This is a genomic window from Rudanella lutea DSM 19387, assembly GCF_000383955.1.
Lineage (GTDB): Bacteria > Bacteroidota > Bacteroidia > Cytophagales > Spirosomataceae > Rudanella > Rudanella lutea.
Map to the genome: position 1 here is coordinate 12967 of NZ_KB913013.1, position 12486 is coordinate 25452.

A 12486-nucleotide genomic window follows, 5' to 3' on the forward strand; every position below is an offset into this window, starting at 1 on the left:
TAGTTAATTAAGTGGTTCGACCAATAGCGGCCAATTTTTGAAAAGCCAAATCTAGCTGACGGCGGTAGCGCGGGTTAGGACAGAACCGCTGGCAGATATGCGCCAGATAAGCGCGTCTCGAGCAGAGCCCGTACTTCTGAATAACCGCCTGCTCGTAAGCGCCATAATCATCCAGGCACGCCTGCCGACTGGCAAATACCACGTACCCCCCTTTCCCGACCGCTACGTAGTTGCGACGGCGGTTCGCTTTAAAGGCAAACAGGTTGTGGGCTTTCATCACGGCCGTTTGCTCCGACCAGTACCCCGTTTCAACCGCACTAATCGCCCAGGCCACATCCGGATACACGTACCCCTGCGCCCGGATCAGTTGCCACAAACGAGTACAGCGCGCAGCCTGAGCCCCAGCGCCACGGCTACCCCGACCCGCCACGCCCAGTTCTCCAACCTGGCTGCGCGCCGTTTCTGCCGGTTCGTTTCGTAATCCTGCTGGCAAGTCTGTAGCTGAGTACTGGTCGATTGCAGGGCTTTGTTCAAGCGGTAAACAGTCGAATCCATTTGCTTCAGGGCCGTAGCCTGCAACGATAATTGTCCCTCTTTCTGCGCTAATACTGCCACCGCTGTTTCGTATCGGCTTTTGTACTGGAGGGCCAGCCGCGCCCCGGCCTCGGTCAACCCGATGGGGCGCGGGTCGAGCCGGCGGAGCGAGTCCAGGGTTGTTAAACTGCCGGTCGATTTCGCGTTGCAGAGCGTCACCAGACAGCTCATCAACAGCCCGATCAATAGAATCCTGACGTTCATAAAGCTCTTTAATTAGTGCGTTGTGGTAGTTTATCTTCCGCTCCAGCTCGGCCGTCAGGCGGGTCTGCTGCTCCAGCTGCTTGTAGTAGGCCGTCGAGTCGATCCGGGCCGGTGCCGGAGCGGGCTTACTACACCGCTTATCCAGCAGGCCGGCGAGCACGATCACCAGCAGAATCGAAATCTGAACAGGAGAAAACACCGGCTTCAGCATCTGCTCCCACACGTAGCGTACCGTGTTCATTTGAAATACCCCAGGCTACGTTGATGCGCTATTTCGCGTTGCTGGTGCAGTTTCTGCCAATCGACCTGCTCAAAGTCGACCGTCAGTTTCGAGAGCGTGGCCACTACCGTACCGGCTACCCCCACGATGGCGCACAGCCAGTCGAGCAGCGCCGGTACGGGCACCGAGTTATCAGCAAGCGCGTGGGCAATAGACGCCAGTACTGCCGACAGAATGGCAATCCAGACTCCTGCTTTCTCCAGCGTCTGAAAGTATTTCGAGGTTGGCAGGTTCCAACGCTCCTGCGTGGTCAGTGATTCCTTCAGCTCACTGATGGACGGGAATGATTTCATAAAAAATGTAAGTGAATTGGTACGATTACTGGAGCGGAACAAGTCGGATCGTATTCCGCACATACGCTTTCGGGCGTGGCAAATCGACGTACACGCCCTGTTTACCACTACCTCCTGAGGTGTTACCCCCAACCGCCCGGAATACCCGCACCCGCGGATCGGTCGGCCAGCTCTTCACAAATTCGATATGCGACCAGGTGCGGTAGGTGACAATATCCCCCATCTGCGTAGTCGCGGCTGGCACAATCAATTTGCGCAAGGCATCCCAGGCCCGCACCGAGGCCCAGCTGATGCGGGTCGGAATCACCCGTATCAGCCCACATTCGCGCACCACCCACGTCACAAAAGCCGCACACCAGGGCTTGGCACTACCGGCTATCTTTTCGGGGTTTTTCCAGCCGCAGGCCCGGAAATACACGTCGATTTGGGGGTGATCGTTGCGGTTCGTGCGCTCCTGCACGTGCACCTGACTCTCGGCCGTAGCCAACAGGCATTGGCGCAGCTTCAGCAGACTATCCGCCCGCGACTGGGCTACACATACAGGGCCTGATAGTAGCCCGCAAAGACAGACATAAACAAGGCCAGCAAGCCCAGCAAGCCGGCCAAAACGATACCAGCCGGAGCCTCCTGTAAAATGGTGTCGAGCGACCGCTCGGTTTCGACGCGATTGTGCCATATACGATAGATTTGGGGGAAAAACAGACGCAAAAACAGGAAGCCCACGAGCACCGTCAGGAAGGTGAGCGTAAAGGCCAGCATCACCCGCAGGGGCGAATTCATCACCATACTCTGCCCCATCGCGTTGGAGGGGTCCGCCATCACCGACATGGCCAGCCGAATCGTAATAGCCAGGCACAGCACAAACAAGGCCCCCACAATACCGAGGGCTTTGTTCGACGAAAGCAGGTTGCTCGGCCGCGTAGGCGCATCGACCATGGGCGTACTCTCGCCAATACCCAGCTCAGTGGCCAGCTGCACCGCTTCGCGCTCAGCCTCCTTTGCCCGGCGTAAATACTCCCGTGCCTTATCCGGATCGGCATTGGTACGGGCCATTTCGCGCCAGTCGGCCGCGTCATCGAGCAGGGCCGACCGCTTCTCCACCTTTTCCTGCCGGGCCAGGGCAGCGGCCTGCGCTTTCTTGTCGGCCAGCTCCTTTTGCCGCTGGGTGATCCCATCTAACAGGGCCGACAGTTCGGTTTCTTCGTCGGCCACTTCCTGGCTCAGTTGTTCGGCTTCACTTTCGGGCGCTTCGGTGTGCACCACGGTAAACGGCGTTTTGGCGGTCTCTTTACGGGCTACCATGTTTTGGGGTTTGTCGTTGGACTTCATAAAAAAATCGGGGGGTTAGCGCATCCGGAAGATGCCTTTGTATTTCGAGTTGTCGGGGAACTGCTGGGGAGCCGGGGCCGAAGCCGCCGGGCTATCGCTGTAGAGCGGGTACTGGGCTGCGTTATCGTCCAGAAACTCCTTCAGGCTATTGAGCGCACCGGCGGCTTCATTGTCAGATCGGCGCTGAGCCGCTTCCAGATCGGCCGACGAAACCGCTTTCTGGTTATAGATGCCGTCGAAATCCGACAGAATCCGTAACGCACCGCCGGGCGTCTGCACCACATTGAGGAAATACAGGGCTTTGGCGTACGCCACGCGGGCCACCGCATTTTTTACGTACCGCAGCAAAGCCGCCGTCGGCGCGTCACCGGTTTCGTCTCCTACCAGCACGGCCTTTAGCCGGTCAAACTGCGCTTGCCCCACCACGGTCAGAATATCCCGTTCGGCACCAGCCAGGTAGGCCCGCAACGACGTAAACAGCCGGTAGCTACCCCCAACCTGGGGCAAAAACAGGGTCAGTTCCGAGGCCGAATGCAGAAACAGCGACCGGGCCTCCCGGTACGCGTCGGAGCCCGTCCAGGTCGGGTAATCGTCCGGGTTCCGGTGCAGCTGGAGCAACACACGCTCCAGGGCGTTGGCGGCATTCTCGGCCGTTTCCCGACGGCGCATATCGAGCACACCCATCCGAACCGGCTTAGTGCTGTCGGTACCCTGCTCCTGCATGCCCTTATCGCCATCGCTACCGATGCTGTAGGGCAAATACTTCTGATAGGTGTAGAAGGCCAGTGCACGCTGCACCAGCGGGAGCAGCACCGCATTCGACTCCGTCAGGGTGTTTGGGCTAGCTGCCTGCTCTTCCAGTTCGGCCAGCATTTCCACGCCGAGTGCCGGCAGAATAAACTCATCCTGCGCCAGCTGGATATAGGGTTCGATAAACGCCAGCGTGGTCGATGCGTTGATGGCGCGGCCCAGGTACTTGCGCAGGGTCTCAAGGTCGTTGATAATCATTTGGCCGTCTGTTTCGTCGATTCTGTTTTGCTATCCGTTGCCCCACCACCAGAGCCGGTTTGTTTCTGGCTGGAGCCCGCTTTATTCTTGTCGAGCGTTTCGAGCAAGATGTTATTGAAGCCAAAAAACACGTCGTCGGGCAGGCCCAACTCCGGCTTGATCTGCCGGTTCCAGTAGCTTTCGATAGCCTGCCGCTCGCGTGGGGTGCGGTAAAACTGCTGGTACTCGGCCGATACGCGCAGCTCTGAGCCAGAGCCACCGAGCATCTTGCCATCGCTCACGCCAGCCAGCCCACTCAGAATGCTCGAGGCATTGGCAAAAGCGGTCACGGCCATCTGATACAGCTCCGTGTACTCCTTACCGCTCAGTTGGGTTTTGATATCCACAAACTCAATGAAGGGCGTCATCTTGCCATCCGTCCCGATCTCGCACTCGTCGAACAGCACCCGCCGTTTACCTTCCCCGTTAAACAGCAGCTCGTCGACCTGGTCGTAAAACCGGTTCCGAAACTCGTCCTGACTCTCGGTCGTGTCGCCCCCGAACTTTTTGATAAAATCTGAGGCTACCCGGCAAATCCGGTTGGCGTTGTACTCGGTGTCCAACCCGTTGTTATGAAAGTCGGGGACACGGTTGGCGAGCTTAATCCACTTGGCCGCTGCCCACCAGATAGCAAAGCCGTAGTAAAACTGCCCGGTCTGCTTTTTCTTGATCTGAAACAGGGTCTCAGGGGCCTGCCGGTTGTCGGCCGTCAGGGCAGGAATCGCCACCGTGCCTTTGGGGGTACTCCAGTCTGGAGCCAGCAACCAGGTATCCACGTAGCCTTTGGTCGCCACCGCTGCGCGCACGGTCAGGCTGTCGCGCATCGACAGGATCAGGTTGCCCTTCTCCCGGCTGTGGTTCACAAACGCGTTCCCCGTCTCTACCATATAGGTCACCTGCGTGTTCACCAGCTCCTGCAAATCATTCAGCTCACCAAACCGCCGTATTTTATCGTCGAGATAAGGCTCCCGGATCAGGCCTTTTCCGGGTTCGGTGCGGTGTTTAAACCAGCCGCAGCCATCGCCAAACAGGAAGTCGGCCCGCGCCTGTACCAGATTCATCACGTCCCCGTTCGACTGGTACAGCTGGATCATCTCGTCGGGCAATTTGTTGTTGCTGCCCCAGGGATAAATCTTGTACGTCGTCCCCTGCACCGTGCGCTTTACGGTGCCTTTGGCCGAGTTGGCATCCTGATTTCCTTCAGTAAAGCGTACAGCCGCCGACGGCGTCGAGCGGGTGCGCATTGGAATAGCGTCCATTAAAAGCTATGGTTGATTAATTGACCGTTGAAGCGCTCAAGCAGGCAGATAAACACCTCAAAAGGCCGGTTCTGAGCGTCGATCAGATACAGTTTTCCGGCGTGCTTTGTCTCGTGTTTGATCGAGGCTAAATCCTTCTTTGGGGGGAGTGCCACAGCACCCGCGCGACGACGCACACCCAACTTACTACCCCACGTACCATCGGCTTTGCGGTACGTAATCGAAAAAGGGGCCGACTGCGCTGTCATGCCCGATTCTCGGTACTGCTGAAGGACTTGTGAGATATAGATTGCCATACGAACTGCCCTGTTTTGCTGGGACAATGTTCGTCTGGGGGGATTTGAAACGGTAGGACAGAACTATGTGGTATAAGATTTGGAGACTTTTCCGGTCTTCCCAACCACATCTGTTTTGGCAATCAGGAAATTAGCACGCCAAACCGGGGGTAAAATTCCGGTGAACGCGAGGTTAATCGCCCACGCTATAGCGAAAATGGCGGTCGCCAATTTTCATTTTTGAATATATGCCGAGTGGGCTGCGCAGCTGTAACAGTTCGGCCGAGCGCACTGACCAACGCCAGTACACTCGGCCGAATGAATTTCTACACGGTTGCTACCGGATCACGATGCCGCCAGTCCGTACGCCTGAGCCGGTCACGTAAGCCGAGAACTTCTTAAATAAGATGTAATCGAAGCAGTCGCTTAAGTGCGTTGCATACTCTTGCGGCAATGCCTTGTTACGCTCTGAGAGCTTGATCTTCTCGAAGGTTGTTCCGTCGATTGGTGCGCTTTGAAGTGATATAAGAAGCGACTTGCATGCGGTTTCGTTGATTCGAATCTTAGGCAAGCGTATGTTGGTCTCTTGCAATAAGCCATTGATAACACGATACCGAACATGATAAGCGGGATAGGCGGATTGAACCTGATCAACGACTGTCCAACCAGCTTTCTTCAGTACGGCTTTGAGTAACTCGAAATAGGTCTTGTTACGTCCAGCATCCTTCTTATTCGCACCGTTATCCCCATAGATGTGGATAACCTTACGCTTATGATCCTTGTACTTATCAGCAAAATCAGCCGCCAATTTCTCCACCATTGAGGTATCCTTAGCGGTCTTCACAAACAGCACATCGATAAAGCGGTATTCTGAACGGGCATCCTGACAGACGAGCATCGAGGTAAACTCAGCGTTGAAATCCCAACTCGACTCGATAGGCGCGTTGGGGTCGTAATCGGTACGCCGGTGTACGTATAGCCGCTTCAGGTCATCGTACTCATAGCTAAACGACTGGGGGTAAACATGGCGGGCGGTATCCAGGCTGTGGTAAAATCCCGACCCTACACGTGTCAGGCGCTGATTCAGGATCTCCATGTTAAACGTCAGCTCATCACCGCAGGCCTCGCGCTGATCTTCGATAAATGACCCCGGCAAAAACTCCAGGTTATCGTAGGCCGTAGCCTCTTGAAAGTAGTAGCGCCCAGGCTTCTCTTTTTGCAGTTCCTCGGTTTTGAAAATCCAGTTTCCCTGGGGCGTCCACGGTACCGACGTAAAATCAGCGATTAGCCAGTGTAGGGGGTGGTTTAAGCCTTTGCGACCAGGCCGGGCATCTTTGTAGATGTGCTTATTGGCGCGCACCGTCGGACGGAGCACCTTATTGTAAAACTCTTCCTTGATCGTGGCCGACTCGTCGATGAGCAGCTGGTCAAAGTTGGCTCCCCGGATCGTTTCGGGCCGGTCGGCGGACACGAACTGCACCGTGTACCCGTTGGCGAACACCAGGCTGTTGTCGTAGGTGCGGATTGTGTTCCAGGCCGATTTCCAGTGCTCAGGCGGTCGCCGGTTGATGACGTAATGCCCAAAACCAGTTTTGGAGTTGTATTCGTGCAGGCCGTGCTCTTCGAAGACACTGCTCGACTGCGACAGAATGATATCCTGCACCTGACGGAACGTCAAGCCAGCCAAACCGGCCTTCGCCCTGGGGAGCTGAAAGGCCGACTCGGCCAGTAGGTGTATGAGGGTTCGGGATTTACCCGAACCCCTACCTCCCTGAAACGTTGCACGGAAACCGCCCTGATAGCCTACCCCTTCTTTTAGGTAATCGGCCTGGTTGGCCGTTACCGTTTGGTGGAATAGGAGCTGCTTGGGATTGAGCCGAATGATAGCCTCCTTACTCATCAGGCTGGCCCTCCGCACCGGTATAGTTATTGACCACCACGTTATTCTGCACGTATTTGACCGTGCGCGCCGGCATCAGATCGTCGGCCGTGAGCGGAATCTGGTCATCCTTCAGGCGCAGGATATTGGCGATCTCACGAGTGGCCGAAATGATGGCTTCGGCATTGCGGTCTTTGACGGCAATCGACATGGCCACGTACAGGTTTTCCACCAGAATTTTGGCGGTACCAACCTTGTCGATGTCTTCAACCTTCCCGTAGAGCTTCGTGCTCTCCAGCATGATCTGATACGCCTGCGAGTACTGAATATCGTACTCCTGCATGAGCATATTGACCACCTGCTGGGGTGAGAACATTTTGCACCGCCAGCCGAAGCACTTGCGGTATTTCTCCAGCATCTGCTGCTCAGACGGCTTGAGCGGAGTGCGGTGCAGCAGGTGATCCCGGAACTTGTCTAATTTTTCGGCCACTTTCTGCTGATTGGTTTTGGCAGGTGGCGTGGCGTTGCTGTCTGTCATGAATAAAAAAGCTACCCGGCAAGGTTACCAGGTAGCTTTTTGTGATGGTAGGACGGAAGAGTTACATTTGATAACATTCATTTTTTAACCAATAAAAAATATGTCCGTACTAACCGCCAACACTTTATTCCATTTCACCAAAAAGGATGCTTTGCTAGGAATCTTAAGTACAGGTTTCCGACCATCTTACAGTCCAGAATTTGGCGACCATAACTTTCCTACACTACCTGAGATGCACATTCCTATGGTTTGTTTCTGCGACCTGCCATTATCAAGGTTGCAAAACCACATTCATGGGTACAAATGGAATTTCAATGGGGTTGATCGGCAATCGAAACAGTACGGCAAATTTGGTTTAGGTATGAGCAAGGAGTGGGGTACCACGAAAAAGCTCAACCCTGTTACATACATTCAACCTGATTCACATCTACTCCAATTTATTCGCTTAACCACTGGTGCTTTATACGATCTATACTTCCCATTAAAAGCCGAATGGGAGAATGATCCAAATGTCAGCCCAGTTGCTAGAAGCTATTACTCTAATCCATTGACCAGATTCATGGCGGCAGGAATGCCTACACCACCTCTAAGCTATAAGAGATTCAATATCTCTGAACATGGATACTCCAATGCTGTCGCTATGTGCGCTTATCTAAAACCGTATCGAGACCCTCTAACAGGACAACAATATTATGACGAGCGAGAGTGGCGGTATGTTATTCCTTACACAAAAACGGAACCTGGAACTGTTCCTCCATTGACGGTATTTGAAGGTAAATTAGTCCCTGTTATCGGTCATGAAAAAGGTATAGAATGGGATATTGATATGTTTAAGAAAAACATAGAGCGTGATTACATGCTCACCTTCAACCCATCAGATGTAAAGTACATAATCGTTGAAAGTGATAGTGACATTCATGACATAATTACGCTGATGAAAGGGTTACCCGACAAGTATACAAGCGACGATATAGACAGATTAGTCACTAGAATAATTACCTGCGAACAACTCAAGGAAGACTTCTAAACAGAAAAGGCCCGGATGATCCGGGCCTTTTCTGTTTACTCAAACAAACTCGTACCGCTGGGGTCGCTGATCGCCTTCATGGCTTGCCGTCGCATCTCCAGCTCACCCTCAATCTCGGCATGAGGGTGCAGCCGCGTACCCTCGTCGAAGAAGTGCGACCAGCTACGCTTGAGCTGTCGGCCGCGCTCGTTATGCTTGTCGAGCGCAAAGTCGGGAATCTCCAAGCGCCTGAAGGGATGGGTGAGCCACGCCCAGATCAGCGACCAGTCGATCATGCGCGACTTACGGGCCCGGCTCAACAACAGCACCGCGTGGGTCAGAAACAACCGCTGCGGCTCATTTTTATCTTCCTTCTTCTTAGCCTGCTCCTGATGCATCCGGTATAGGGCCCAAATCTGCGCGGGCATCGTTGGCTCAGCCAGGCCCACGTCTTCGCTGCTCATTATTCGGAGCCGCTTCCAGGCGTATTCCACATAGCCCGAATCGTACAGCTCCACCGCCCAGTACAGGGCCTCGGCTTCGCGGCCCCGCCGGATACACTTTTGCATGGCACTGCTGACCTCGTAGAAGTCGTAGCCTTTCTTGGTGCGTAGGTCATACTTGCTCATGCCTCTATCGTGATTTTTCCGTTTTCGACTGTTACCCGTACCTGTTGCCCGATCTGAAACCCGGCCTCGGCCATCCACCGCCCGCCCAGGTTGAGTGCCGGCAGAAAACTGAATTGGCGGTAACGGTTTTTGCGGGCGCAGTAGCCCAGCTTTCGATTTTTCGCGTACATTCGCACTGTCGATTTATTAGTTATTGAACATTCCTGGTAATTGACACGAAGGCCGGTGCTCCAACACCGGCCTTCTTCGTTTAGAATAGGCTCACCTGAGCCACATTGATCTGCTTCCGGCGCATCCCGCTCCGGATCGTCATCCAGGCATCGCGCAGGCACTCACCAAAAAACAACCAGACCTTCTTTCTCCAGAGTCGGTGGGCCTCCTGCATGACCAGGCGCAACAGGGTCTTCTTCTTTGTCATTTTCGGATTCTCGTAAGGGCGGGGCTTGCGGATATACATTACTGTGGGCGGTTAAGGGTGAAGGTTACGAATTCGACCAGGCAGGCGGGGTACTCAACGGCAAACATGCCGAGGGCGGTGCCCATGCATAGGGCCTGAAACATGGCGCGGCCTTCCAAACCGCACGGTTCCGTGAAATGAATTGTGTACGTGAACATTCCTGTACTTGTTTAAAGTGAACGATTATGAATTGAGCAAGAAACTCCGTTGGTAGATCGCGAAATCAAGGTTCTCAAACGTCCCTAATCCCTCGATGTGGTAGTAAGACCGGCCATTAGCTCCGAAGTGGCTGTAACCCGCGAAATGGTCCATTGTGGCCGCCGTAACGGCTACTTTGCGGAGCGATTCAATGCGGATTCCGTACTGGTTCAGGTGCTGCTGGGCTTTAATCTCGATGGCCTTCATGTCGTGTTGTGTTTGACTGACTACACTGTAAGTATCTCCCGGCAAAACGGATAGACAACACGTCAATCCAAATAAATTTTTGTCATACATCGCCATTTTTTTAGGCCCTCAAAACAGGCTTAATTGGCCATATTTGGCGGTTTTTGCGGCCGGTGGCTGGGGCGGTGGCAGGTCGGGCTGGTGCTTCTTTTTCTCGGCCCACTCGGCCTTTTCCCGCTGCCAGAGACGCCACGTGTGGCACTGCTCTTTCTGGATCGGCACAATCGCCGGGATGCCCGTGTAGCGCAGGGTACGGTTTATGTCGTAGCCAAACCGCCAGTCGTCGGGGTTAAGTGAGTCCATGCACACAGCCTGCCCTACGCAGCCATGTAAGCACATATTCACGGCCGTCATCCGGGCGCAGATCGAGTCCAGGTCGGCCCCAAACTGGTAGTTGCCCGGAGCCACCGCGTGCGACGCAATCAGCATGCGGCCTGAGCCACTAGCTGGGTCATTGATCAGTAACCCTTTGCCCGTTTGCTCTGGAGTAGTTGTGATACGGGTCATGAACTCGACCACGTGGGGCGGGGTGAAAAACTGACCGAGCACGTCGCGCTTACCCCGACCGCACAGAGTCTCGTAGAAAGTACCCAGGGCATCGTACCAGGCATGGTCGCCATCGCCAACCATCCGCTGCTGCAGCATCACCCACTCGCGGGTCATCCGGACGAACCAATCCAGGTCTTTGTGCTTTTTCTTCAGCCGCTCGTACTCGCCCTGACGGATGGGCATAAACGACTCCACCAGAAAGTCGACCCAGTCGCGGAACGAGTCAGCGTAATCCCACGAATAGTCTTTTTCGGAAAATATCTTGTTAAGTGCCCGCAGCTCGTGCGGCACGTCGGTGCTCTTCGGCATAGCTATAAAATGAAAAAGCCCCTCCGGTTGGAGGGGCTGAGTGATCAGAATGGAACGGGGGTTTCTTCTTCCTGAGCCTGCTCGATCAGGCCCACCAACGCTTCGGCATATCGCTTCGAGAGCTTAAAGCCGAACAGCTCCAGCCAGCGTTTTTCCAGATCGTCCAGTTGACGACGGTGAACAGTTCGGTACTTACCCGGCTTCCACTGAATTACAAACTCGATCAGGTCGTTTTCGGTCACCTCGCCATTGTAGTAGTCGCTGATCTCCATCGCCTGCACATCGAGCGGGGTACCTTCGGCATGAAACCAGCTCTTTGCTACATCTGTCAACCAGTTTTTGTCACCCCAACGCTCGAAGTTCTCTTTCGGGAATGGCCGCAGGTGCTCGTTGATAGCCCCCTCTTTGCTGAAGTCATTCCGTTCTTCAGCCAGCAGCTCCAGATAAATCGTGGCCAGCTCCATCGGGTTCTGGCTGCTGGTACGTACCAGGTCACCGGCCTCGTGAGGCTCAATAAAGGCCGGAATGATCGTGACCGGGATAAACTGCATCGCAAAGCGTAGCAGCTGTTGGTGTTTGTGCGAATTGTCGATACGCTGCCCTACCTGAGACGCGAAGCGGTTATAATCTTCCTCGGTGGCACCCTCGTTACGCTGAAAGAAATTTGACTTACTCGACATTGTGTTACAGAGTTATTAGTTATTGAACTCTGTAAACTTCTCCCGGCAAAACGGATAGACAACACGTCAATCCAAATAAATTTTTGTCATACATCGCCATCTCCCGAGGCTCCAACGGTGCCCATATCTGCACAAAATTTTGCAGCCCAAAAAACTGCACACCGCAGTTGTCGCAGCCCTAAAAACAAGCATCTCCCATCTTCAAAGCGGCAAAAATGGCACATATAGGTTCATTTGGCACAAATGGTCCCTAATGACCATCGCCTAAAAAAGCCTGCTGCAACTTGCCCCTAAACCAAAAAGTAATGAAGATGCTTAACACCAAAAAGCGGATTAGAAAACGCTTGATAACCTACCGGAATACCCTCAAAGCAACCAGGCTCGTGGAGCGAGTAATTAAAATTATGAACGCTATTGTTGAGCTGTTGGAGAATGCAGGAGACAACCTTATCTAACGAAAAGCCCCCAACGATTTGTTGGGGGCTATGCCCTTTCGGGCGGGCGTGTATAGGCAACTTACCTGACTTCAACCGATCACTGGGTTCACCCGACGTATCAGGTATCACAACCTGAAGGTACCAGCTCTTTCGTCCATCAGGCAGTACTGCCCTCTGTTGGTTGCTTGGCTCTTTCGAGCCGTGCCGGTTTCGCTTTGTTATCCGGCTATTAATAGAGAAATCAGCAGGCTGAAGTCTCAAAAGAATCAACCCTATT

General features: G+C 54.0%; 17 protein-coding genes. 1 reads left to right on the plus strand and 16 read right to left on the minus strand.

The genetic code is table 11. From position 1 onward, the window contains the following. Positions 1 to 7: 7 nt before the first annotated feature. From RUDLU_RS0100055 to RUDLU_RS0100095, 9 genes are all read right to left on the minus strand, one after another. On the minus strand, positions 8 to 1039 hold the full coding sequence (locus RUDLU_RS0100055) for a glucosaminidase domain-containing protein (protein ID WP_019986283.1): 1032 nt from the start codon (positions 1037 to 1039) through the stop codon (positions 8 to 10). Next, entirely contained in the window at positions 1036 to 1371 is a 336-nt protein-coding gene (locus RUDLU_RS0100060) for a hypothetical protein (RefSeq protein ID WP_019986284.1), read from the minus strand. The genes RUDLU_RS0100055 and RUDLU_RS0100060 overlap by 4 nt, the downstream gene beginning before the upstream one ends. A 25-nt stretch (positions 1372 to 1396) precedes the next feature. After that, the gene (locus RUDLU_RS0100065; protein WP_019986285.1) at positions 1397 to 1858 is read right to left on the minus strand and encodes a hypothetical protein; all 462 of its coding nucleotides are present in this window, start codon (positions 1856 to 1858) and stop codon (positions 1397 to 1399) included. A gap of 44 nt (positions 1859 to 1902) precedes the next feature. Beyond that, positions 1903 to 2700, minus strand: a complete 798-nt coding sequence (locus tag RUDLU_RS0100070; protein WP_019986286.1) for a hypothetical protein — start codon at positions 2698 to 2700, stop codon at positions 1903 to 1905. Positions 2701 to 2715: 15 nt separating this feature from the next. Then, positions 2716 to 3708: a DUF6712 family protein gene (locus tag RUDLU_RS0100075; protein WP_019986287.1), complete on the minus strand. Its 993-nt coding sequence runs from the start codon at positions 3706 to 3708 to the stop codon at positions 2716 to 2718. Next, complete coding sequence (locus RUDLU_RS0100080; RefSeq protein ID WP_019986288.1) at positions 3705 to 5006, minus strand: hypothetical protein; 1302 nt, start codon at positions 5004 to 5006, stop codon at positions 3705 to 3707. Before RUDLU_RS0100080 ends, RUDLU_RS0100075 begins: the two co-directional genes overlap by 4 nt. Continuing rightward, positions 5006 to 5302 carry a hypothetical protein gene (locus tag RUDLU_RS0100085; RefSeq protein ID WP_019986289.1) on the minus strand — a complete coding sequence of 99 codons (297 nt, stop codon included), beginning with the start codon at positions 5300 to 5302 and terminating at the stop codon, positions 5006 to 5008. Before RUDLU_RS0100085 ends, RUDLU_RS0100080 begins: the two co-directional genes overlap by 1 nt. A 316-nt stretch (positions 5303 to 5618) precedes the next feature. Beyond that, a complete protein-coding gene (locus RUDLU_RS0100090; protein WP_019986290.1) occupies positions 5619 to 7181 on the minus strand; it encodes a terminase large subunit domain-containing protein in 1563 nt (520 codons plus the stop codon). After that, positions 7174 to 7698 carry a hypothetical protein gene (locus RUDLU_RS0100095; RefSeq protein WP_019986291.1) on the minus strand — a complete coding sequence of 175 codons (525 nt, stop codon included), beginning with the start codon at positions 7696 to 7698 and terminating at the stop codon, positions 7174 to 7176. Before RUDLU_RS0100095 ends, RUDLU_RS0100090 begins: the two co-directional genes overlap by 8 nt. A 100-nt stretch (positions 7699 to 7798) precedes the next feature. Between RUDLU_RS0100095 and RUDLU_RS0100100 the strand changes: the two genes are divergently transcribed. Then, on the plus strand, positions 7799 to 8725 hold the full coding sequence (locus RUDLU_RS0100100; RefSeq protein ID WP_019986292.1) for an abortive infection system antitoxin AbiGi family protein: 927 nt from the start codon (positions 7799 to 7801) through the stop codon (positions 8723 to 8725). 35 nt (positions 8726 to 8760) lie between these two features. Here RUDLU_RS0100100 and RUDLU_RS0100105 read toward each other — a convergent pair whose 3' ends face one another. From RUDLU_RS0100105 to RUDLU_RS0100135, 7 genes are all read right to left on the minus strand, one after another. Continuing rightward, complete coding sequence (locus tag RUDLU_RS0100105; RefSeq protein ID WP_019986293.1) at positions 8761 to 9333, minus strand: AAA family ATPase; 573 nt, start codon at positions 9331 to 9333, stop codon at positions 8761 to 8763. Further along, positions 9330 to 9503 carry a SymE family type I addiction module toxin gene (locus RUDLU_RS29095; protein ID WP_019986294.1) on the minus strand — a complete coding sequence of 58 codons (174 nt, stop codon included), beginning with the start codon at positions 9501 to 9503 and terminating at the stop codon, positions 9330 to 9332. Before RUDLU_RS29095 ends, RUDLU_RS0100105 begins: the two co-directional genes overlap by 4 nt. Before the next feature lie 80 nt (positions 9504 to 9583). Then, entirely contained in the window at positions 9584 to 9751 is a 168-nt protein-coding gene (locus RUDLU_RS0100115) for a hypothetical protein (protein WP_245581601.1), read from the minus strand. Between the two features lie 38 nt (positions 9752 to 9789). After that, complete coding sequence (locus RUDLU_RS29525; RefSeq protein WP_019986296.1) at positions 9790 to 9948, minus strand: hypothetical protein; 159 nt, start codon at positions 9946 to 9948, stop codon at positions 9790 to 9792. A gap of 25 nt (positions 9949 to 9973) precedes the next feature. Next, on the minus strand, positions 9974 to 10195 hold the full coding sequence (locus RUDLU_RS0100125) for a hypothetical protein (protein WP_019986297.1): 222 nt from the start codon (positions 10193 to 10195) through the stop codon (positions 9974 to 9976). A gap of 108 nt (positions 10196 to 10303) precedes the next feature. Next, on the minus strand, positions 10304 to 11092 hold the full coding sequence (locus RUDLU_RS0100130; RefSeq protein ID WP_019986298.1) for an N-6 DNA methylase: 789 nt from the start codon (positions 11090 to 11092) through the stop codon (positions 10304 to 10306). A 44-nt stretch (positions 11093 to 11136) separates the two neighbouring features. Continuing rightward, positions 11137 to 11772, minus strand: a complete 636-nt coding sequence (locus RUDLU_RS0100135) for a hypothetical protein (RefSeq protein ID WP_019986299.1) — start codon at positions 11770 to 11772, stop codon at positions 11137 to 11139. Positions 11773 to 12486 lie beyond the last annotated feature (714 nt).